General features: G+C 42.5%; 19 protein-coding genes. 6 read left to right on the top strand and 13 right to left on the bottom strand.

The genetic code is table 11. The features are described from left to right. Positions 1-40 precede the first annotated feature (40 nt). A complete protein-coding gene (locus tag NSS82_RS17145; RefSeq protein ID WP_038571255.1) occupies positions 41-1,018 on the top strand; it encodes a biotin--[acetyl-CoA-carboxylase] ligase in 978 nt (325 codons plus the stop codon). Between the two features lie 130 nt (positions 1,019-1,148). On the opposite strand, the gene NSS82_RS17140 is transcribed toward NSS82_RS17145, so the two are convergent. The 4 genes from NSS82_RS17140 to NSS82_RS17125 all read right to left on the bottom strand — a co-directional run bounded on the left by NSS82_RS17140 (position 1,149) and on the right by NSS82_RS17125 (position 5,453). Further along, positions 1,149-2,501, bottom strand: a complete 1,353-nt coding sequence (locus tag NSS82_RS17140) for an MATE family efflux transporter (protein ID WP_038571252.1) — start codon at positions 2,499-2,501, stop codon at positions 1,149-1,151. 233 nt (positions 2,502-2,734) lie between these two features. Continuing rightward, positions 2,735-3,418: a MarR family winged helix-turn-helix transcriptional regulator gene (locus NSS82_RS17135; RefSeq protein WP_076272592.1), complete on the bottom strand. Its 684-nt coding sequence runs from the start codon at positions 3,416-3,418 to the stop codon at positions 2,735-2,737. A 295-nt stretch (positions 3,419-3,713) separates the two neighbouring features. Further along, positions 3,714-4,496, bottom strand: a complete 783-nt coding sequence (locus NSS82_RS17130; protein WP_036677157.1) for an ABC transporter ATP-binding protein — start codon at positions 4,494-4,496, stop codon at positions 3,714-3,716. A 114-nt stretch (positions 4,497-4,610) separates the two neighbouring features. Then, positions 4,611-5,453 carry a helix-turn-helix transcriptional regulator gene (locus NSS82_RS17125; RefSeq protein WP_036677158.1) on the bottom strand — a complete coding sequence of 281 codons (843 nt, stop codon included), beginning with the start codon at positions 5,451-5,453 and terminating at the stop codon, positions 4,611-4,613. Between the two features lie 150 nt (positions 5,454-5,603). Between NSS82_RS17125 and NSS82_RS17120 the strand changes: the two genes are divergently transcribed. Beyond that, positions 5,604-7,313 carry a glycoside hydrolase family 2 TIM barrel-domain containing protein gene (locus NSS82_RS17120; RefSeq protein WP_341109836.1) on the top strand — a complete coding sequence of 570 codons (1,710 nt, stop codon included), beginning with the start codon at positions 5,604-5,606 and terminating at the stop codon, positions 7,311-7,313. A 221-nt stretch (positions 7,314-7,534) separates the two neighbouring features. Here NSS82_RS17120 and NSS82_RS17115 read toward each other — a convergent pair whose 3' ends face one another. The 3 genes from NSS82_RS17115 to NSS82_RS17105 all read right to left on the bottom strand — a co-directional run bounded on the left by NSS82_RS17115 (position 7,535) and on the right by NSS82_RS17105 (position 10,378). Further along, positions 7,535-8,107 carry a TetR/AcrR family transcriptional regulator gene (locus NSS82_RS17115; RefSeq protein ID WP_076099173.1) on the bottom strand — a complete coding sequence of 191 codons (573 nt, stop codon included), beginning with the start codon at positions 8,105-8,107 and terminating at the stop codon, positions 7,535-7,537. 282 nt (positions 8,108-8,389) lie between these two features. After that, positions 8,390-9,142: an SDR family NAD(P)-dependent oxidoreductase gene (locus NSS82_RS17110; RefSeq protein WP_076272590.1), complete on the bottom strand. Its 753-nt coding sequence runs from the start codon at positions 9,140-9,142 to the stop codon at positions 8,390-8,392. 234 nt (positions 9,143-9,376) lie between these two features. Beyond that, positions 9,377-10,378, bottom strand: a complete 1,002-nt coding sequence (locus NSS82_RS17105) for an NADP-dependent oxidoreductase (protein ID WP_076099174.1) — start codon at positions 10,376-10,378, stop codon at positions 9,377-9,379. Between the two features lie 184 nt (positions 10,379-10,562). On the opposite strand from NSS82_RS17105, the gene NSS82_RS17100 reads away from it, so the two are divergent. After that, positions 10,563-11,111, top strand: a complete 549-nt coding sequence (locus NSS82_RS17100; protein WP_038571236.1) for a TetR/AcrR family transcriptional regulator — start codon at positions 10,563-10,565, stop codon at positions 11,109-11,111. Positions 11,112-11,562: 451 nt separating this feature from the next. Here the strand turns inward: NSS82_RS17100 and NSS82_RS17095 are convergent, their stop codons facing one another. Continuing rightward, positions 11,563-11,871, bottom strand: a complete 309-nt coding sequence (locus NSS82_RS17095) for a WGxxGxxG family protein (protein WP_038571232.1) — start codon at positions 11,869-11,871, stop codon at positions 11,563-11,565. 702 nt (positions 11,872-12,573) lie between these two features. On the opposite strand from NSS82_RS17095, the gene NSS82_RS17090 reads away from it, so the two are divergent. Together NSS82_RS17090 and NSS82_RS17085 are read left to right on the top strand one after the other, a co-directional pair. Continuing rightward, on the top strand, positions 12,574-13,095 hold the full coding sequence (locus NSS82_RS17090; RefSeq protein ID WP_036677170.1) for a DUF3231 family protein: 522 nt from the start codon (positions 12,574-12,576) through the stop codon (positions 13,093-13,095). Between the two features lie 119 nt (positions 13,096-13,214). Continuing rightward, positions 13,215-13,847 (top strand): LysE family transporter, encoded by a 633-nt coding sequence (locus NSS82_RS17085; RefSeq protein WP_038571226.1) that lies wholly within the window; start codon positions 13,215-13,217, stop codon positions 13,845-13,847. On the opposite strand, the gene NSS82_RS17080 is transcribed toward NSS82_RS17085, so the two are convergent. Then, on the bottom strand, positions 13,844-15,280 hold the full coding sequence (locus NSS82_RS17080) for an amino acid permease (RefSeq protein ID WP_076099178.1): 1,437 nt from the start codon (positions 15,278-15,280) through the stop codon (positions 13,844-13,846). The two genes, NSS82_RS17085 and NSS82_RS17080, sit on opposite strands and share 4 nt — an antisense overlap. 357 nt (positions 15,281-15,637) lie before the next feature. Between NSS82_RS17080 and NSS82_RS17075 the strand changes: the two genes are divergently transcribed. Then, positions 15,638-16,447: a MerR family transcriptional regulator gene (locus NSS82_RS17075; protein ID WP_076099179.1), complete on the top strand. Its 810-nt coding sequence runs from the start codon at positions 15,638-15,640 to the stop codon at positions 16,445-16,447. Positions 16,448-16,464: 17 nt separating this feature from the next. Here the strand turns inward: NSS82_RS17075 and NSS82_RS17070 are convergent, their stop codons facing one another. The 4 genes from NSS82_RS17070 to ppsA all read right to left on the bottom strand — a co-directional run bounded on the left by NSS82_RS17070 (position 16,465) and on the right by ppsA (position 23,238). After that, a complete protein-coding gene (locus NSS82_RS17070) occupies positions 16,465-18,357 on the bottom strand; it encodes a M20/M25/M40 family metallo-hydrolase (RefSeq protein ID WP_081386596.1) in 1,893 nt (630 codons plus the stop codon). A 66-nt stretch (positions 18,358-18,423) separates the two neighbouring features. Continuing rightward, positions 18,424-19,749, bottom strand: coding sequence for an amidohydrolase family protein (locus NSS82_RS17065; RefSeq protein ID WP_076105761.1), 1,326 nt, complete (start codon positions 19,747-19,749; stop codon positions 18,424-18,426). A gap of 172 nt (positions 19,750-19,921) precedes the next feature. After that, positions 19,922-20,530 carry a TetR/AcrR family transcriptional regulator gene (locus NSS82_RS17060; protein WP_076272588.1) on the bottom strand — a complete coding sequence of 203 codons (609 nt, stop codon included), beginning with the start codon at positions 20,528-20,530 and terminating at the stop codon, positions 19,922-19,924. 92 nt (positions 20,531-20,622) lie between these two features. After that, positions 20,623-23,238: a phosphoenolpyruvate synthase gene (ppsA, locus tag NSS82_RS17055; RefSeq protein WP_076272587.1), complete on the bottom strand. Its 2,616-nt coding sequence runs from the start codon at positions 23,236-23,238 to the stop codon at positions 20,623-20,625. Between the last annotated feature and the right edge of the window lie 200 nt (positions 23,239-23,438).

Below are 23,438 nucleotides of genomic sequence, written 5' to 3'. Positions count from 1 at the left end.
GGTTTTGGTCGGAGAGTTATACTTTTGGAGGTTTAAGTTCATGACAGTAAAAGAACATATTCTTGCCTTACTCGACAGTAATAAGGGTGAATATTTTTCCGGCGAGGAAATAGCCGTTCAGTTATCCGTGACGCGCAGCGCGGTCTGGAAAGCCATAAAATCTTTACAGACAGACGGTTATTCCATACAAGCTGTAACCAATAAAGGATATTCCATGTCACCACAAACGGATATCTTATCAGCCAGTGCAATTTCAAAGTACCTGGATACTCGGGGGCAAAAGTTACGAGTCGAAGTCTTTAAGACCATATCTTCCACGAATGAAGCCGTAAAGAACCTTGCCTCAAATGGAGAAGCTGAAGGTAAGGTGATTCTTTCGGAAGAACAAACAGCTGGTCGCGGGCGAATGGGCCGGAAGTTCTTTTCTCCACCTGGAACGGGTATCTATATGAGCATCCTGCTGCGTCCCAAGCTGTCCGCAACAGACTCAGCTTTATTGACCACTTGCGCCGCAGTAGCTGTAGCCCTTTCTATCGAGAGCGTATCCAGTAAAGAAACGCAGATTAAATGGGTAAATGACGTTTTCATGGAAGGGAAAAAAGTGTGCGGGATTCTTACCGAAGCATCCGTGTCACTGGAAAACGGCTGGCTTGATTATGCTGTTCTCGGCATCGGTATCAATGTAGTCCTCCCTTCCGAAGGCTTTCCCACTGATCTTACCGAGATTGCAACAACTGTAATTTCCGAAAACAATCCTTATGGTGATCTCCGCAACCGTCTCGTTGCAGAAGTACTAAACAATTTCATGAGATATTATGAGCATTTAACGGACAGATTGTTTCTTTCCGAATACAAAAAAAGGTTAATTTCACTTGGAGAACCTGTGACCGTGATAAAGGATAATGAACAACGTAAAGCAACAGCCATTGATATCGATGACGATTGCCATCTGAAAGTCAGATATGAGAATGGTGACGAGGAGTATCTTTCAAGTGGAGAAGTCAGCATTAAAATTTAACTGGAGCTTCGCCTCCAAAGCAGCTATGTGCTGCCTCATGGCAGGCTGCGTCATCATACGAGCCAAAAAAACCTTGCTGATCCAAGGTTTTTTTAGATGAACTTAAAGTATCAACTTAAAGCTTAGGATTTTACTGTACTAAAGTATCTAAATCAGGCTGCAATTTGTTCCGCAGAACATACAGCATGATGGCCCCCACAAGGAACGCAACAGCATCCGAAATGACGAGCGACCAGACTACTCCGTGGAAACCGTTCATTCGATTAGCAATATACAATACTGGAATCAGAGTAATACCTTGAATAATTGACATAATAAAGGCGGCGGTTCCTTGTGCTGTCGCTTGGAAGATCCCTGTAAACAAAGCGGTCGTTCCTGAAATGAACAGGGATAAGAACGTTACATGAAGAATGTAGCTGCCCAGTTCAATTAATTGAGGGTCATTCGTAAATAAACCGATTAAGTGGTCTGAAATCAGATATACAATAATGCCGAACACGGCTGCTAATGCCACAGTCACTTTGATTGTAAAAGTAATGGTGTGCTTCATGCGTAATTTGTTAGCTGTAAAAGAGAAGGCAATCAGCGGCACGACTCCCTCACATAAGCCCATCAGGATAACCTCTGGAAATTGTAATAAACGTGATGAAATCCCGAAGGCCGCAATGGCCTGCTCCCCATATTCGACCAGAAAACGGTTAAAGATGAGTGACATTGCACCCATGAAGAGACTCATAACAAAGACTGGAACTCCAATTTTAAATACATTGCTGAGAATGTCTTTGGAAGCTTTGAACCATTTTACGGAGATGGTTAAGAATTGGCTCTTATATCCCATGTGGAAGGCGTAGAATGCACTTGCAACCAAGTTAGAAATGACTGTAGCAGATGCAACCCCGATCACGTCCCAATGGAAGACGAAAATGACTAGCGCATCGAGAATAATATTCACAACAACACTGAGAAGCATACCGATCATCGAAGTGATTGCTGCCCCCTCCGAGCGCACGATATTCTCCAGCGTGAAGAATAGAACGACGAAAGGTGAACCAATAAGCATAATCGTGACATAGTCCTTCGTGAATCCGAAGGAGTCAGGCGTCGCTCCCAAGCCATGAACGATTGAATCGATTAATGGGATGCCGGCAGCCATCAAAATAAGACCGAGAACTAAACTGCTGTAAAAGGCGAATGAAGACACATGCTTTACATCATCATATTTTTTCTCTCCCAACAAACGGGAGATAAATGCACTGCTACCGATGCCAATCAAGTTACCAAGCGCCATTATGGCGGCAAATAACGGTAAAGTTAGTGCGAGTGCGGTTAACATCGCAGTATTGCCCAGTGTACCAAGGAAATAGGCGTTCAAAATGGAGTATATGACACTCATCGACATGCCTAGCATCATCGGTACTGCGAAGTGAGCTACGGCTTTTGCGACAGGTGCTTTTTCAAAGTAATGGAGGTTTTCTGCATCCATAGGGTTCACCACTATCTTTCTTTATTTTGTTTTTTGAAATTACTTAGAATTCTAACTATCGGTCCAATATGAACCGTGACGCAGCAACAAGCAAACCTGTACCCTAACGTCGAGTCTCAGATTTGGCGTACGAAATTTGACTATTCTTCAGTTTCACATTACGCTGCCTTTGCCGTTCATCTTTCTCTGGTGGAAAGGCAGCGCCTCAGCTACTGTTTGCAAAAAGACTCTAATTACTTATCGTCCGGGCCATGTGACTTGTCAGGTGACGAATTACTGTCATCTCTGGAAGGCCAGCTGAATCCGCGCATGTCACCATGCCCTTCTCCGCCAAACCCAGGGAATCTGCCGCTAAAGCGTTCGTCCCTAGAATTTCCCCACATTTTGTGCATTTGTCCGCGCATAGCCATCAGTTTTTCAAATTCCTCTGTTCCCATACGCTCCTTTGCGGCTTCCATCCACATAGCCATCACATCACGTTCTCCGTCCGTTCCAAGTTCTTCCTCCACAGCTGTAATGACGCGAGTTAGGTAATCCCCGAAAGCTATCTGCTCTTCTGGCGATAAGCGAGAAAATATGTTGCCGTTGTCTATCTCTTGTTTCTCTTCCTCTTGCCCTTTTTGCGTTAGGTAAATCAACATGATACGTTTGTCTGTTTCTGAGGGCTTACGGGTGATGTATTCTGCTTTCTCCAGTTTACCAAGCAATTCATTGAGGGATGATACACGGATGTCCAGCATATAGGATAAGTCTTTGGTGCTGATACCGTCTTTCATCCGAAGAAATGCTAATATCCTGCCTTGCCCACGTGATGCGTCGGCCATCGGACCAACCGCGGCGTGAGTTTTCAAGTGTTGCCTTTGCAACAGCCATTGCAGTTTCGCGAGTTTTTCGTATAACTCATCATTCATGTCCATAATGAATCCTCCGTTGAATTTTTACGGTACCTGTTGCTCTTTGTGACGGTACCTGTTAATTTGTATTATAACGGTACCTGTTAGATATGTCAAAATTTTTTTGCAGGTACCGTTAGTATGTTGTTACGATGTTTCTGGGAGGTGGCTTATAAGCTTGCAAACAAATACAAAACCCGCGCCCCGCGCGGGTTATTTTAAAATTATATTGTGATCAGTTTTCATTTTTTATATCTGCAAGCAATCCTTCAAACCACTTCAGAACGGTTTGCTCGCCTATTCGATGTGCCTTGATATTCTACTTATCACCGGCAAGTGTAAGCCACTTGCGGTTATGATGTTCCTGTACTTCAACAGGGGTATCGAAGAAATCGCTCAAGACATCCGACTGCAAGCAGTTTACTGTCTCATCCCCTTTGTAGATTTCGCCGCTCTTTACCAGCAGCGTGTGCGTAAAGCATGGTGTTATCTCTTCGATATGATGGGTTACATACAGCAAGGTTGGTCCACCGGGTTGCTTTGTTATCTTCTCGATCATCTGCAGCAGCTGTTCTCGGGCAAAAATATCAAGTCCCGTGCATGGCTCATCAAGAATTAGTAGATCTGGATTGGCCATTAGTGCGCGTGCTATGAGGACTTTCTGCCGCTGTCCTTGCGACAAGGTATCATATGTACGACTAACTAAGGAAGAGCAGTCTAGAAATTCCATTAACTCTTCGGCTTGTTTTTGATCCTCTTCATTTGTCTTATCATACAGACCAATGGTCGCAAATTTCCCGCTTAGGACGATGTTCAGGGCAGTCTGATGGCCGTACAGCTTCTGCTGCAAGGAGGTGCTTACCCAACCGATTCGTTTGCGTAGCTCTCTCAAGTCCACATCGCCGAAGCGATGGTCCAGCACCTCAACTTGTCCTGTTGTCGGCCAGATATAGCCGTTCACTACATTTAGCATCGTCGTTTTTCCTGAACCGTTCAGACCGACGATACACCAGTGTTGTCCTTGCTTCACTTCCCAATTCATATCGCGTAAGATCATTGTCGTATCACGTTGCCATGATACATTTTTGAGTGATATAATCATGCCCAATTTTCCCTCCTTATACATGCTTCAATGAGTTCAATACTATCATGGTACAGCCCTTCCCGTAAAAAAACCATAACCTCAAGATTTTTTTACCAGTGGTTCTACGGACAATTAATCTTTGATTCTCTGTTTGTTTCGGTATACTGTCGGAGGGATCCCGTTAAGCTGTTTAAAAATCTTGCTGAAATGATATTCTTCGTAGTACCCGCATAATTTGGCTATTTCCTTAACTGGATAATCGGTAAAGACTAGATAACGGCAAGCTTGCTGGTTCTGTATGTGCATATGGTATTCCTTAGGCCCCATCCCCGTAAATTTTAGGAACATCTTACGCAAGTAAGATGGCGAAATGCCGTATTTCTCCGCCAATTTTTCGATCCGGTGATGATCCTTATAGTCGTTCTCGAGTGTTTTCTTGATTTGCTCGAAGGCGGCGAAAGCTCCAGACTCCATCAGATTCCAGTCCGGTTGTACGGTCTGGTGCAGCATATGCAGCAGGATCTGCATTTTAGCCCGGGAAACAGCTATGCCATCGGTTAGTCCGGGCAGCCATTCCTGGTGAATCCCCCAGACCAACCGGCTAATTTCCTCAGCTTCCTGTTGATTATATTGGCTTAAGAAGGGAAGTCTTAGTTTTCCGATTGGCTTGACTTCCTTCCATACCGCATCATAACCAAGCTCGGCACAATCGAAGAGCAGCATCGTTATACGAAGTGGAGCATCCATCTGCGAGCGCATGGACAGTTTAAGGCCTGGTTTTAAATAGATTAGCATTCCAGCCTCTACTTTGTGCTCAACATTGGTCAGGAAAACCCCTTTACCTTCATGAATCCAGTACAAGCTGTGCACATTTACCATGTTACGGATGTCCTCCCAGCCGGGATAAGTAGCTTTGTCGAGTACAAAATGGATATGCACGGTGAGGTCATTCAGCTTGTAATCATTTTCTTCCAATTAATATCCCCTCCTGCTGCTAAAAGAGCGATTTAAACAAGACGGTAACGTTTTTTTCTATTCAATGCTTAAACTCCAAATGTTACTATCCATATTATCAAGATGTCTGAAATTCTCAATACATTACAGGAAAAAAAAGGAGGAACACACTTGTTAAGGACTTTTAGCGAGTATCAAATTCGGAGAACTGAGCTGTTGGATGGGCCTTGGGATTTCATGAAGGATCCGTTAAATACGGGTGTTCAAGAAAAATGGTTTGAGCGATTTCCACATTCTAGGCAGTCTCTTTATGTGCCCTCGTGCTGGAATAATGAACTGGGAATGTACGATTATGAAGGTGTCGGTTGGTATCGTAAAAAAATACAGATTGTGAATTCGCAGCATGTCAGACTCATCTTTCATGCCGTGCTGGGCCATGCCGATGTCTATTTGGACGGGCGGCACCTTGGGTATCACTATGGCGGATTTACACCTTTTGAATTTATTGTTCCTTCCTTAGGGGCAGGAGAACATGAGATTATCGTCCGGACGGACAGCACCTTGGACCTACTTACGATTCCGACAGAGCAGGTGGATTGGTATCATTACGGGGGTATCATACGGTCGGTGGAGCTGCAATATTTGCCTGATATTTACATCGAACAGCTGAAGATTGATTATGCACTGCATGGATCAGATGCAGATGTTACTGTTCAGGTGCAGCTCCATTCCTTCCATAAGGAGCAGCATACTACCAAGATCACATTCTCCGAAAGCGGACATGAATTGCACTCGGAAGAAGTACAGATTGAGACTGGCCAAACCCTCAGTCATACGTTCAAGTTGCTTATGCCTGAAATACGTTTGTGGAACGTAGGTCTTCCAGAACTGTATACCTTTCAACTGCGGACAGAGGAAGACGACAAGATTGAACGGATCGGTTTTCGCTGTATTGAAACAAAGGATCATCGGATTCTAATTAACGGTTCACCCGTATATCTTAAGGGGGTGAACCGACATGAAGAGCATCCTGAGTGGGGTTTTGCCTTCCCACCGAAGCTGATGCACAAGGAGCTCAGTATCATTTTGGAATTAGGTTGCAACTCCGTCCGGGGCTCGCATTATCCCCAGAGCCCATATTGGCTTGATCTACTCGATGAGCAAGGGATTGTATACTGGAGCGAAATTCCGATATGGGGAGCCTTTCTGCCGAACGAAACGGTAAGTGAGCCGCTCTTCCAGGAGCGTGCACTGTCTATGATTGAAGAAATGATTGGCCTGCATTTTCATAACCCAAGTGTGATCTTCTGGTCCGTTCATAATGAGATTGATACCCGGACTCAAGAAGCATATGCTTTCACACAAGCTCTAGTCGGGTTGGTGAAGAAACTCGACAGCACTAGGCTTGTCACCTACGCTACGATGCATCCACTCGAAGATATTCTACTTCCATTATTCGATGTTATCGGTATAAATAAATATTTCGGCTGGTACGAAAGCGATACAGCCAGCTTCAAAGACATGCTGGAACAGTTCCATGTGCGTGCGGAGCAGATGGGAGCCGGTAACAAGGTTGTGCTCATGACCGAATTCGGTGGTGCTGGACTATTCGGGGATGTGGGCTGGGAGCCGAGATTGTTCAGCGAGGATTATCAGGCAGATATTGTGACTGAAGCGCTGAAAATCTTCAAGAATGATTCGAAAATTGGCGGGACCTACATCTGGCAGTTTGCAGACATCCGCGGCGATCTGAAAAGCAGCAGTAAGAACTTCCGCGACCGGGCCCGCGGCTTCAACAATAAGGGTCTGGTTAATGAATACCGTAAACCCAAACAATCCTTTCGTGAAGTGCGCTGTATCTACCGATCTTGGACAGATTAATATCCACATTGACTAAGAAGCCCATCGTCAGCATGGTTTTTTTTAGTGTCTTCATTCTTAGATCCTTACAGCTGGTGTCGGATGCTGTATATATATAGTTAAGCTGGGCGTATTAAGCCGGTTCTATTCTTTGCGTACTCGGGTAGCAGTAAGTTGATTGTCTATTTTCGGCATTCGATACAAGTGCTTCTCCTCTTACATTGCAGATAGATAAAGGAGTTTTAATCTAGAGTGATCAGTATGGTATGAATAATACTTGTTAATTTTTTATGATCCGTTGCCGTTTTTACCATTGTACGCAGTCCTAACCAGGCATTCATTAAATAATGAGAAATGGCCTCGGGCTCCAGTGAAATTCTAAGTTCACCTCTTTGCTGGCCAGTCTGAACGAGGTCATATAACAACTTCTCCGTTTTTGAATAGCTATTCTCAACAAAGGATGCAACCTCCGGATCCAGTACTCCCAGCTCCACACCCGAATTAACTATGAAACATCCTTGAGGTTCTCCTTCGCTCCTCATCGAGGATTCTAGAAATTGTCGAATGATCTCCTTTACCGGTTCTTGCTTCTCAACCAAGAATCTCATTTTTTTGTTTTGAGTAGATTCGTACCGTTGGAGTGCCGTCAAATATAAGGCGTGCTTATCACCAAATGTATCATAGATACTTCTTCTGTGAATTCCCATACAGTCTACCAAATCTTGCATTGAAGTTTTCTCGTAACCTTGCATCCAAAATAGTTGTATCGCTTTATCTAGTACTTCATTAATTTCAAATTCTTTGCTTCTTGCCATTGTAATCACCTCAAGCAATCATTATACATTTAAGTAAACGATCCGCAAACTAATATATAAAACGTAAATAAAATCAAGCAAGATGCTTGATTTTATTCATAACATGATAACTGAACTGATGCTTACCATTGGATTCTTACTTTGGCTGTTTTTAAACAATCCAGAGTCCAATCTTTTTCCAGCGTGTGCAAAAGTTGTACCCTACGTTTAAGAATAGGGAAGCCAGTTCTTTTTGCTCCAGTTTCTTCGACGATCGTTTTCGTGACTAATATCTAATTCGATTTAAAACTCAGATATAATTGGATAGATTTGATCTCTCAGATTGAAGTTATAATTCTGGTCAACAATCCCTATCATATCATTGCTATTATAAAGTTCTACCATGAAACTCGCCATTTGTTTGGCAGTGTGGTACTTAGTCATGTTTGCTTTGTAATCAAATTCTTCAGCATCTATTGATTTCTTCACAAATTCCGTTTCAGTTATTGCTGGAGCTAAAACTTTTGCTTTTAATTTCGCGCCTTTAAGCTCTAGTTCTTTTGCAAGCCCTTCGGTGAAGGCACTAACATAATATTTAGATGCAGAATAAGCAACGCTCCCAACAGCAATGGCATATCCGAGTGCGGATGATACGTTAATTAACTGAGTTCCTTCTACATCAGCATAATCTCGCACAAATAGTGTAGAAAGGATCGTCAAGGATTCGATGTTAACACGTAACATAGTTTCAACTTTATCTAAATTCTGTTCTACCACAAAAGAAGCTTCACCAAGTCCTGCATTATTAATCCAGGTTTCTATTTGGTATTCCTTCAAAGTGTTATACAGTGTGTAAGCCTGCTCTGTAACAGACAGATCACTTGAACGAACAAGAACATTTACATTAGGATCAATATTCTGAATTGTTGATTTAAGTTCTTCTAATTTATCTAATCTTCTAGCTACCAAAATTAAATTTTTACCGCGTGCAGCAAACGCCAATGCTGTTTCATACCCAATTCCTGAGCTTGCTCCTGTAATCACTGTATATTTCATATTATTCTCTCCCTTTTAAGTTTTTTGATCATTTAACAACATTTCGATAGAGTTTTGTTCACGATTAAACTTGTATCTCGTTCATCCCTCCCTTAATAAATTTCTTCGAAATATTCAAGAACGATCATTCTAGTTACGGCAAAAAAACTACACTATTAACTCTAATTTAAATCAGTATATCAATTCTAGAATGATCAGTAAAGAATTTTTCGACAACCAATTTAGATATACTCCTTAAAATCTGATAATAACTTTCCCTTTAGGATGACCTTCAGCAACAAAATTCAGTGCTTCGTTAATCTCTTCTATGTGGAATTCTGTTGGGTCCACTGCTGGTACAATCCCATTATCTTCAATAATCTTCGTGATTTTCTTTAATTGTTCGCCATCACTGCGAACAAAAATGAAATGATATTGAATCTTCTTTTTCTTCGCTTTATGATCATACTTAGCCCCAGCGATGGTGAAGAGCTTTTTTTTCCAGCCAGAGAAGCCCAGATCTTCTGCAAAACGTTCGTTAGGACCGGTCCGCAGAGAAAGAAGGCGGCCTCCTGCTTTAATAATTGAAAGCTCATGATCAAATTCGCTTGGTCCCAAGGTATCAATCACATAATCTACATCACCAAGCTGTTCCCAATAGTTCTCAGTCGTATAATCAATATATTGGTCTGCACCAGCGGCCATTGTCCGTTCACGTGCTTCTGGATTTCCACTGATGATGACCTTGAGCCCCATACTTTTGGCGATAGGAATGGCCATTTGGCCAAATGAACCAGAACCTCCAGGGATAAACACGATTTCGCCAGCTTTAGCATCTAATTCTTCATTTAATCCTTGATAGGCTGTCAATCCTGTTAATGGCGCAGCTGCACCAGTCACAAAATTCAAATTAGCGGGTAGGTGCCCGATGGCATTTGCATTAATTGCCGCGTATTCCGCAAAGGCACCGATTTTTTGTAGTGGCAGACGTGAATATATTGCATCGCCAACTTTGAAGCCTTGCACCTTCTTACCTACTTTTTCAATAACACCCGTCAGCTCGTTACCAAGTACCAATGGGAATTCATAATCCTGAATCAGCTTTACGCTTCCGGTACCAATGAGCAATTCCAAATGATTAACTGCTGCTGCTTTCACCTGGACCAAGACTTCGTTATCACTTATTTCTGGGATTGGAATATCGTTCACTTTTACTATGAACTTTTTTGAATATTTGGTGATCTGTGCTGCTTTCATAATTTATAACCCCCTATGCGTTAAAAAAAGTAACATTTATTTATTTTTGTAACTTATACAATAAGCATAAAGCAATAAGTTACAAAAATCAACAATTGTTACTGATTATTTTATATGTTAAAATATTCGCAAGTGTATTAACGATAAAAAGGAATTTATTGAAGAAAGAAGGGTTGGCAGTACTGTGGCTAAAATCACACAAGAGCTCATTATTGAAACAGCTGAGGCATTAATTAAACGCACGGAAAAATCCGAAGTGACACTCTCACAAATTGCGGATGAATTAAGTATCACCCATGCAGCGCTCTATAAGCACTTTAAAAATAAGCAAGAGCTCTGGGCAGCCGTATCTAAGAGCTGGTTCAACCGGATGATTTCAGAACAAATTAAATTAGATATGACTAGTTTAACTAAACCGCAAGAATTGCTTCACGATTGGTTATGGGCATTTGTTAACGCAAAAAAACGGGCTTATAACGAGAATCCCAAGATGTTTGCCTTGAATACTCAATACGTGGATAGCAATCCACTGGTATTACGCGATGTTCTCTGGGATTCCTACCAAATTATTGACGGCTTCATGGACTATCACGATCCCCACTTGGAACGGGCTGAGGCGATTCTCTCTGCGTTTGCAGTATTTAGCCTCCCATCCTTCAAAGAATCCTGGAATTTACCTGACTACCAAGACAGGTTTGAACGCATCTGGAGTTTAATCAAACAGGGCCTATGAATTCAAATCCTCTAGTTTTTAAAAAAATTATTCTTCAATCATAAACATGGTCCAGAAGCTTCTGTCTTCTGAAGTACTGCCGTTGCTCTCCCACTTTTGTCCGGTTCCCCAATTTTCGTAAAACATGGAATAAAATTATCATTACGAAGTCCTGTTTTGGTGGAATACGCGGAATTCCTGAATTCCTCACTGAGCATGCCAATATGTGCGGGTTACGGACGACTTCTGGAACCTGTGGCTGGTGAATGGCAAATTCAAGTGCGATTATCTTTAAATCTCTCCTAAAAATGGTTTGCTAAAAAAATGTAAAGCCGGTTATTCAGGATCATCCTGAAACCGGCTTTTTATTTAGAACAAATTAAAGGTATAAATTTTTTGCCGAGTCTGTAAATGCAGTCCTCAGTTCTAATCATAAAAATGGCCCCTATAGTTCCCTTTAACTCTAAAAAGTTTAGCTTTTTTCTCGGCTTCTATTCCGCAAGCCTGTAAGTCCAAGCAACCCTAAGAGACCCAACCAGCTCCAATTAGTGCCTCGATTCTCATCCCCGACTGCCTGTGCTCGGTAATTTCCATTCTCGACCGCTGTTGAATTATGATTACCCGTTGCATTAACATTCCTTGCATTCAGGTTATCATTTGTTTGATTAGCCGAGTAATGTGTTTGTATCCCTAGGTTTGCTTCATCTTGGTTCGCAAATGCTGGAATACTTAAAAGTAAACTAAGACATGCAACTGATGCAAAAGTAGCAATCTTCTTCATTTTTTTCCCTCCAGAACAATATTGGGCAGGCAGCACCCATTGCTATTTTCCCCTATTTAATCCTTCCTATCCGAGAATTTTGAGGAATAGCTTTGCTTCTGATTGTTCTTCACTCCTGTCTTTCCCTCGCTTGGAGTAACAGCGAATAAGGATAGCAGTCACGTTCCGCCCCTACGGCTGCTATATAAAGAAGTGATCGTGCCTCGATTTCTTTTTCAATTCCTTCAAGGGTGCAAACTATAACAATGTACCTAAATAAGCGCCGAGGACAGGGCTTAACATTTTACCAAAGGTGTTGGAAGCAATGACTCCCATTCCATCCCTGCCTCGATGGAGATACACTCGACTCTCTCCAGTGATAACCAACTTCATTGAATGCAAAGGCAATTATACTTGCAAGCGGTCCGTTAGAACGATTACTGATAAGTCCTCTCTAAAATAGTATCTGCCATCGTCCATGGAAGTATCTATCCAATCATCACGATGAAAAACATTTGATTCCTCCACAACTCGTGTTCAATTTTATCGTTCCTTATTTTCACATTTATCCTATTATGAGAAAATTAGTGCTATTTATCCTTAAACATGCACGGATGTCGAAGCCTCAAATTGACATACCTATTTTATGTGAAAAGCTGCAATTTTCTTGTTGTTGTGGGCATGCTAATGTTTGTTCAAATCCAACAATAAAGGAGACTATTTATGACAGGGATTCTAGGCGGTAACCCCAAAGAAGAACCGATGCATTATGGAGAGATTTTTACGGTTTGGCAAGCCTCAATGGTCGCAAAGGGAGCCCTCTCTTGTTACAGAGCTTATATGTACCACGCGGGCGACAATGACCTGAAAAAAATATTAGGAGCTTTAATTGATCAAGCGGAGCTTGAAATCAGTGAGTGTGATACACTGCTCTCAGAGCAAGGTATTGCATCTGCACCAGTAATGCCAAATCGGCCCGATGCTAAACTTGAAGATATTCCTGTAGGGGCACGTTTCACAGATCCTGAAATTGCAGCCAAACTTGCAGCTGATAATGCTGTTGGACTTGTGGCATGTAGTCAGGCAATGGGACAATCGATCAGAGAAGATATAGGGGCTTTGTTTGCTAAATATCACCTTACCAAAGCAGCCATCGGCCTTAAAATTCTACATTTGACTAAGAAAAAGGGCTGGTTGATTCCTCCACCTCTTCTTGTTAAAAGACCTGAATCCGTGAAGGCGTAATTCTACTCACTCTTTAGTTTCTTATAAAAGAAGGCCCGCGATCTTCCGCGGGCCTTTTTTTGGTTGTCCTACCACTGCCTTTATCAGAATAAGCTATCTATATAAAGGAGGAGGACAACATTAACGTATTTATAGGTTATATGATTATAGGATTATCCCTCTCGGCACCTCTCGGACCCATTAATGCAGCACAGCTGGACAAGGGACTCCGCGGAGGATTTATGCCTGCCTGGATAGTCGGTTTAGGGGCGGTTAGTGCCGATATCATCTACATGCTGCTTGTTTATTTTGGCCTCATTCATCTGCTGGATGCTCCGTTTGTTAAAGTGTTTTTATGGTTGTTCGGATTCTTTGTCCTCGTCTATTCAGGTGTAGACAGCATTAAAAATACAGGTGACATTTCAGCTGACGGGCTGAGGGGCAACGATACCTCACTATCCAAATCTTATCTGTCGGGATTTCTCATGTCCTTGTTCAATCCCCTCTCGATCCTTTTTTGGTTGGGTATTTACGGCTCAATATTAGCCAAGGCGGTCAGCGAGTATCCGATGCAGCAATTATTGATCTATAGCGGAGCAATCGTACTAGGGATTCTTTTCTGGGATGTAACCATGGCTGCCGCCTCCAGTCTCTTTCGTAAATTTCTAACCGTTCGGGTATTGAAGGCGATCTCCGTTCTGTCAGGTCTGTCGCTGATTGGATTTGGTTTTTATTTTGGTGTACAGGCTGCCCGACTTCTCTTTTTTCATTAAACCTTGTTTTTTCGCATCCTTATGCCCTTAATCCGAAATTCAGGACCGCCCGGTAAAGAATGATATTCATGGGTCTGTTCGTCCGCCCCATGCCCCATAACAGAACTGTCCTTCTTATTACGGATGTGTTGAACGATCCAATCACTCAAGGCAATCAGCGAAACAATTAGCAGGCTGATGTAGAAGCCTGGACGACTGAGCGCATGAAATAGCGTACCTGCTACAGCAGTAGCGATCAGCACTAAGCCTAGCCAGCGTTTCACCCCGTTTAGAAGACTGGGCTTAAGCAGCTTGCGGGAGGAGAGCAATATAAAGGACCAGTTATAGAGGATCATCAGTCCGGCAGCTGTTGTAATGTATTCGTATACTTTTCCTGGCAACCACAATGACATCATAATGGCACCCCCTAAACCTCCAGCTATTAAACAAAGGGCAAAAAACGGATATTTATCCTTCCATTTCTTCGAAAAAACCTTGGGTGCATCCCCTTCCTGTGAAAGAGTGATCATCATCGAGGTAATGGCATAAAGCGAAGCTGTCATCGTGGAGAACCCAGCTATGATCAACACCCCGTTAAACAAATGCGGTATAAAGGTCAGATGGTCGCTACTGAGCGCGAGCACAAAAGGACTTTCTTTTGGATTAAAAGCACTAAGCGGCACCATGATTACTGCAAGCCCGATTGAGAGAACGTATACTGTAGCCAGTCCCAGCAACATCACCTTTCCTGCTTTTGGAGCTTCCTCAGGTTTCTTTAGCCTGTAGGACATAATTCCCAGCACCTCAATGCCACCATAGGCATAAAAAGCAAAAATAAAGGCAGACCACAACCCAATACCTCCAGATGGAAACAACGCTTTAAACCCAAGTGGAACTTTCGGTGAGAACTTAGAACCGCCGATCCAACCCGTCAGAAGTACGGCAGCAATAACAAGGAACATTAGTATAGCCGCCACTTTAATGATGGCCAGTATATTTTCAACCCTGTCAAAGCCCTTATTACCAAAAAACACAATCAATAGGCTCACGGCCGCAAAGCTGGCAGCAAACACCCACATCGGTACGGCCGGGAACCAAAAACGCGAGAATATGGACAATGCTGTGAGCTGACTTCCCATAATCAACAGTTCCGAAAACCAATATACCCAGCCGCTCCCGAACCCTGCCCAATTTCCAAATGCTTTTTTTGCATAGGATCGAAATGAACCCTGCTCCGGATCTTCCGCTGTCATCTGAGCCAGTGCATCAAATACGACATATGTTCCAATAGCAGCTAAAATGTAGGCTAGCAGCACTGCTGGCCCTCCCATAGAAATTGCTAGACCTGAGCCAAGAAAGTACCCGGTTCCTATAGTGCCTGCTATGCCTAACAAGCTTAGTTGCCACCATTTCAGTTTATCGTCTTCTTCAGTTTTACTGGAAGGTTGCTTCATGAATTCCGTCCTCATCCTGATTAGAATTTGAGATATCTCTCATCTCTAGAATTCCCTTCAGGCGGGTCCGTTATTTACAGGAATCATAATAAATAAGCTTCCCGACCAGAAAGGCTGACAGGCTTATAGTTATTCATACCGGGTAGTATGCAATAAAGAAGAAAAGACTGGTTAATCAGTATGGCTTTTTTGTGGTAGGAATCGTTGTATCGATTCGCATGTTTACGGAAGTTTCTTGTTCTGTGATCTGTGGAATGGCAATCGTAACTAAATCTAAACCACCGTATAAATGATATCTTTCCGTACAAATGGTACTATTGGGTATGGACTTACTCTATAGTAAAGGATAATTTACTCATGATTAGAAAAAATCTAACGAATTTTTATACTGGTGAATTTGCTAAGCTATTCGGAATCAAAAAAGATACATTGTTCTACTATGACAAAATAAAGCTATTTCAACCAGCAGGAATAAGCGATAACGGATATCGATATTACACTATACAGCAGCTCGATACCTTTTGGGCTATACAATCACTCCGATCGTTGAACTTTCCTATTAAAGATCTGAAGAGCTATTTCAGTTCACCTTCCTCGGAGAAATTGACCAAGCTTGCTGAAGAACAACTCATAAAGGTGGAAGAAGAAATTAAAAAGCTACAAGAAATTTATTGGTTCCTTTCGAAGTTGACATCCATATCAGAAGAATTAATAAATACCACACTAGGTGAAGTTACAATCGTTGAATTACCGGAGGAACACGTGATATATAGTGCCCCGAATCCACGTACCGGTGATACCTCTAACGAAGAATGGAATTACGATTATGAAGTTTTTTTAGAGCAAACAGGAATGAAAGGTCCAGCTTTCATTGGTTCTGTGACTAGCAAAGAGGATATCTTGCATGGTCGGTTTAACCGAGTTGAACGTTTGTTTGTTCACACTGAAACTCCGAATGCCGAATTAAAATCCGCAGGTCTTTATGCAATCCTTTATCATAAAGGCAGCTATGAGAGCATAACGGAAGTTTATCCGTTCCTGTTAAATGAAATTAGGGATAGAGGGTTTCATGTATCCGGTAATGCTTATGAAGAATATTTGGTCAATGCATTGTCAACCAATAGAGAAGAAGACTTTGTCACGAAAATCAGTCTTGCTATAAAGTAGAAAATTTAATTTATAGCTTAGCGTCGTGTGACGAGTTGCTGCAACTCGGTAGCCCAGAGCTCTTGCGGATTCGGTTGAGCCACGATGTAGAACTCGCGGTATACTTCCTGAGGCCGATACCCCTCTCTACTAATCCAACGTCGGAGATTATTCCAGGTGGCAGCAGTGCTTTCTGAGCCACGGTGGACCGTCGTTACAGCCGCTTCAACACCAGAGAGTACTACGACCTCGAATCCGTCTCCGGAGACAACCTCTGGTCCGACAGGGAATGCGGCAGTCACAATTAACCCGTTACCGTCCACGTCTTCCTCAAAGGTGGCTAGCGATACCGCACCAACAATCACACCTGCCTGGGTAAGGCTGAGGTAGAGCTGATTAAACATTGGACCAATGATAGGGTTGATGTGATTAAAGCTCTTCGCTTTTGCCATGATGCGGGCGACGCGCAGAGCCGGCAGCGATTTGATCTCTGGTTTGTGTGCAGCGATCTTAGGTTTTTCTTCAGACACTGCTGATCCTTCAACACTTTTTTCTTCTGTGTCTTCTTCTATATAATTATTCATGAGGTACTGCGTTGCCGCTAAGGCATGGGTGCGAACCAGATGCAGCAATTCCTTGATCGATACCGACTCATTGGCCGCGCTGCAATTGCTTCCGTCCGGACCATACCAGAAAGCAGGCGTACCACGATAACGCCAGTACCGACAATCGGAAATTGCAACATCAGGAACCAGCACCGGTTTGTTCCACCCCAAATCTTCTACCGTCTCCTGCAAGATCCTAGCCATCTCACTGTCTGGATCCGATACATCCGCCGAATCGACGCCTTCCAATTTGATTTCTGCTTCGGGATAGCGAGCAACAATATCTCTGGCTTTCGAGAAAATCGTATACGGATCAGCTCCGACTGGAAGAACAACGGATACCGAGAATATACAATCAGGTGAAATGACACTAGGTGAATTGCCGCCCTCGATCGTACCAACATTAACCGTGATTAATGGCAGAATCTCAGCCGCACCTTCTCCTCTGGACTCGTTGTACTGTTCACGCCGCTGCGGATTAGAGAGTATATCCGTAATCGAGGAGGGAACGTCTACCTCGATACCTTCCAACTCGTCAAGGTCGAGGATGATATCGGTGGCGATACGGATCGAGCTTTTGCTTTCGTTAGGATACCCGGATATAGCTCCCCGTGTCGCCACTCGTACAGAAAACTGCATGTAACCCTTCGAGGCGAACGAAATCGCATCCGTTCCAGAGGGTTCGGCGCTGTGGACGCAGTCGGCTTCCATTTCGCTTTCGATCTGCTCGAACATAAAGCCGGTGCCCCGTCCATATCCAGTCTCTTCATCGGAGACGATGGTAAGCGATAGTTTGCCCTTCAGTTGATCGCGTAATTGTGATAGATACGTGTAGGCGAAAAGCATCGCCGTTACGCCTGCCTTCATATCTGACGTCCCGCGTCCCCATACCCGACCGTTCACAATCTTTCCGCTCCATGGATCGTCAGTCCACCCGGGTTCATCTCCAGCAGGCAGTACATCGAGATGTCCGTTGAACATCAGATGCCTACCCTCGCTTGGCATTTGCACCGAAGAAATGATATTTGGCATGGTATCTTTGGCGTTGACTTGCCTGTACGGAAGTCCCTCGATGTCGAGGTAACTCTGAACCATCGCCATTGCCTCACGCGTATCACCTGGAGGGCTAGGGGTTTCACATTTAACTAGACTTGAGAAGAACTGAACAATCTTCTCCTCATCACGTTCGACCCAATTCATTATTATCTCGCTAATTTGTTTTAACTGATTCTTTTGCTTCAATTGTTGATCCATATCCTTGTCTCCTTTGAGTGATTGATGATTTGCAGGCTTACATAGGTCATCTGTCCTGACAAAGGGTATCATAAGGTATGGAGTTACTCCATAGTAAAGAGGGGGTTTTTCTTTTGTTTTGGAATAGCTGAGTAACTCCTAAATCCAAACCGTATCCAGCAGCTCGTCCACTGCTTGAATTCTGGTCACAGATGGTGTTTGTATTAAATTCCCTCTGACCATAACCATAGCTACATCAGACAAAGCTTTTATGTTCTCCAATGGGTTTTGCTCCATCATGATTAAATCCGCATATTTGCCCACATCTATAGAACCTGTCAGGTGATCGATTCCCAAAATATCTGCATTTGATTTGGTTACTAGTTCAATAACCTCACTTGCGTTTAGCTTTGTTTGTCGCATGAAATGATCAAGCTCACGCCAAAGATCATAGTGGGTTACATAGGACATAGCAGCGTCCGTTCCCACACCGATTTTGATATCATGTTCTATAGCCTGCTGTAGCCCTGTTAACATAGAGTCATACACAAGCCGGGCATTTTCCTTAATGGTTGTATTCAACTTTGTCAGGATCGGATCTAATTTCGCACTGGGATAAGCTGCTTGTAAAGTAGGAATCACAGCGGTGTAGCCCTTTAAGGCTCTGGGATTATTTTTGTACAGCCTGATCATATCCTCATCCATCTCCGCGCCGTGTTCAATAGTATCCACTCCACCCTTTAACGCAACTCTTACACCTTCGGTACTTTCTGCATGTGCCGCCACACGCATCCCAATTTTGTGAGCTTCCTCGCAAATGGCAGCCACCTCTTCTTCCGTCATTTGCAAGCGGCCTGCTTCTCCGATCCTTTTGGCATCGGTGACCCCGCCAGTTACACATATTTTGATTAGGTCCACTCCGTTTTTTACATTGATTCTTACATTTCTTCTCCCTTCCCATGGTGAATCACCGACCAAAGCCAAATAAGGTGCACCGTGGCCATCCGTTACGCTCAGGAAATACCCAGATACCAAAAGATTAGGTCCAATAGATTGATTTGCCTTAATCTCATCCCTCAACTGAACATCAGTATAAAAAAATTCACCTACGCTACGCATCGTTGTTACTCCGGAATGCAGAGCGGTTAGGGCATTTTTTTTCATCCGTCTCTTCAACATGTTTCTGCCCAGTCTCGTATCCAAAATATGATGAAACGCAAAATTCAGCAGCCCTTCACTGGCAGACAGCGTAAACGGCTTACCATCGGCAAAAAGATGGACATGCGCGTTGATGAGACCGGGCATCACATATTTCCCCGAACAATCGATCGTTTGGAAATGGGTGGGGACAGTTACAGCGCTTGCTTTCCCGATCTCCTGAATCAAGCCGTTTTCATCAATCAAAATCGTCATATGGGAATCAGTCCCTTTTTTCGCATCTCCATAAATAACATTACAGTCCATAAACGCATAACCTGTCTTCATCGTAACTTCCCCCGTTTCTTGATTACACCGCCCAAAAATGAATAATTAATTCATTATTGGATTAAAAAAATAGGGACCCTCGTAGATGCTAAATGTGCATATCCACTTGGTTGTCCCTCATTGCTGCGTTGCGCCCCAGTTCTACCCCACACCTAAATTCGGTGCATTGATGTTATTCGCTTAAGCTTTTTAGTCCATGTAGCCAGTATAAGCTTAATGCCTCAAAAATCCTTCTCCGGCTATCGGCGCTCATCTCGTGCTTTAATAAATCCAGAATCATATTGATGACATTGTTCGCGATGATCTTCAGCAGAATCATATTTTCTTCGGTTCCGATTTCGTATCTTTTATAATGATCTTTTATATAGGGTCTTTTAGTTTCGATCATCAGATCGATCAGCTCGTTTTTGGCATTGCTATATACGGTCCCTTTATTCTTTTCAAAAATAATGACAATCTGCCTGCTGTACTGGGTTAATATATTTATTTGCTCTTGAACGATAGCTGATTTTTTCTCATTATTAACATCATCAAAAAAAGTCTGGTTATCGATACGAATATTTTCCACTAGCACATTCTTCAAATAGTCCACTAAAGACGGCGGAACAACCGAATAGAACAACTCTTTTTTATTTTTAAAATAAGTATAAATATTGCCAACAGAAATTTGAATTTCATCGGCAATATCATTCATTTTGGCATCAGAGAAGCCTTTTCGGAAAAATACCTTTAAAGCGGCGGATTCAATTTCCTGTTTTACTTCTTCTTTTTTAGACTGCATATTGCCCCTCACCTTTAATAATGAATTTATAATTCACTATTAAAAATAATTCAAAAGATTCGATTTGTCAAACTACATTCGTGATTCAACCATTACAATATTTCGATATAGCCTTCTGTACCATGCACACGAATTCGTTGCCCATCTTTTATCAATTTGGTAGCATTCTCCACTCCGACAACTGCTGGTAAGCCATATTCACGCGCAATAACTGCCCCATGGGTCATTAGTCCACCAACTTCAGTAACTAGACCTTTTACAGATACAAACAATGGAGTCCAGCTAGGGTCAGTAAATAAGGTAACTAATATATCACCATCTTCTAGATCAGCATCCTCCATGTTTAAGATGACACGCGCTCGTCCCTCTATAACACCGGAAGAAACCGCTAGACCTACAATAGCTTCTGTTGGGAGGTTTTCTCGGTTGTACTTACCCGCAATAATTTCACCATCAGACGTGAGAACACGTGGTGGAGTTAGTTTTTCATATAATTTGTACTCTTCTTTTCGTTTGCTGATGATCTGGTAATCCAGTTTGCATCTACTTACGACTTCGCGAAGTTCTTCAAACGTTATATAGTATATATCTTCTTTTTCAGGAATAACTCCTGCTTGTACGAGTTGTTCGGCTTCTTTTAATAAAGCTTGCTTATAAACGAAGTAGCGATTAACCATACCGTATTTGGGGTATTCCCTAAACCCGCTGAAATTCCGGATGAGATCAATCATTCGTTTTGTTTCTTTAGCTTTTTGTTCACCATCGGGTAATTGCTTCAATCGATCTAATAGCTCTTGTTCTTTTTTCAAAGCTTCCTGTCGACCTTGCTCAAATTTCCGATGGCCAGCATTAGGTTCAAAGTTTTTGATATTACTAAGAATCATGGGGACAAGTGTAGTTGGTTTTTCGCTCCAACGAGTTCTTGTAAGATCGATTTCTCCGGTACATCGCATTCCGTATTTGCTGAGATAGTCATAGAAAGCCTCTTGGGTTTCCTGCCCACCCTCAAAACTAACCAGTTCATCTAAGAAATTATCGTCTTTAACCTGCTGTAAATAATCAATGACTTCCGGATAAGGCCGAATCACATCAGCGAGATTGAGTAACGCCAGACCCATTTCCGAAGTAATATTGCCCTGTACAGATTGAGAAAGCGTATCTGCTACGTTTTTTTCACCTAACCACTCATTTATTTTTTCATTGATCCATGCTGAAGCATCCATAGCAGCCATAATCACACGCATACTTTGTGGGTTGAATAGAATCTTCTTTAATTGCTGCATATCTTCCAGAATAAAATCAAACAACTCCGCCCCTGATTTGGTTTGAATGTTTTGTTGCAGCTCTTCTATCGATGCTTGGTTGCTCTTAATGAGGTCAGAAACGATTGTCGGATCATTTTCGAGTTGTACTTGAGAATCACTAGGTGGCAGGCTTGTATTGCTTTTACTCGGAGTAGAAGCTTTTTCATTATCTGCCGAAAATTTTATAAAATCTTCTCGCTCTACGAGGGTTATGAGTGCGTCTTTTATGAGGGGATCAGATTTACCTAAGGCTTCTATGATCATTTCTCTGCTGCCAGGTGAAGCAAGACTTGATGTGACATCAACAAACAATCTTCCGCCAGCTGTACGCATAGGTGCAGGAGTCGTTAACAGGTAAAAAGCCAATCCCAGCGGTTTCATGGGATCTGTCATCATTTGTTGATGACCAACAGATACATAAACGTGGTTTTCTTGATCATTCGCTTCAGGGATGGGGAATAAAGTCGTGATTGGCCGACTCTGGACGATATAAAATGTATCCTCGTCCAAACACCATTCGATATCTTGTGGGCAACCAAAATAGGCTTCAATCTGTCTGCCTATCCTTGCTATTTGTAAAATTTGTTGTTCAGTAAGTGTTTGAGTCTTTTGCTGTTCGAGGTCGATCTGCCGGGTCTCTGTTCCGCCTTCTTTTAGTCCGTAGATAGCCAATTTTTTGGTTGCTATTCTCTTATCGACAATTTTCTCTTGCTGTACTTTATAACAATCGGCAGATACCAAGCCAGAGACCAGTGCTTCGCCAAGTCCAAAACTAGCATCGATGGATAGCAGTTTCCGGTTAGAAGTAATCGGATCAGCGGTAAATAAAATCCCTGAAGCCTGTGGAAAAACCATCCTTTGAACGATAACGGATAAATAAACTTGACTGTGGTCAAATCCATTTTGCATACGGTAGATTACGGCACGATCCGTAAATAGAGAAGCCCAACATTTGCTGATATGCTGAAGGATTGCTTCTATGCCGATGATATTTAAATAGGTATCTTGTTGACCTGCAAAAGAGGCATGTGGTAAATCTTCAGCGGTGGCACTAGAACGCACTGCATAAGCATGTTCATCACCAAGCTGGGTGAGATAGTGAGAAACTGCCTTCACAACATCGGAAGGAATTTCTGCTTCCATAATGATTTGCCGAATCTTCCTACTGATTTCACCGATTTGATCCCGATCTTCTACTTTTAGCATAGTTAGTTGATCCAACAAAGCATGATACGTTTGGTTCTGTTCGAGGGCTTGGTGATATCCTACTGTTGTAATACAGAATCCTTCTGGTACTTGTATTCCTTCTATTTTTGATAATCTCCCTAAATTTAACCCTTTTCCGCCAACGAGCAAAAGCTGTGTATTGTCCACTTCCTGAAAACCGAGAACTAAAGAACGCATTTATTATCGCTCCTAACTATTAAATTGAGAAAAAAATTGACAAGAATTTAACGGCATGATAATATAAATATATAAGATTCAATTATTATGCCTAACCTTTGGATATCAGTCGTGAGTTGATTATATCATCGTGTCTTTTCATATGCAATATATAAGAATCTGATGAGATAAATCAGGTTCTTTTTTTGATTTCAGCTATC

Origin of the sequence: Paenibacillus sp. FSL H7-0735, assembly GCF_038008505.1 — a bacterium.
Classification (GTDB): domain Bacteria; phylum Bacillota; class Bacilli; order Paenibacillales; family Paenibacillaceae; genus Paenibacillus_AQ; species Paenibacillus_AQ odorifer.
The sequence above is the reverse complement of the archived record's forward strand: the minus strand, read 5'-3'. Positions and strand labels throughout refer to the sequence as shown.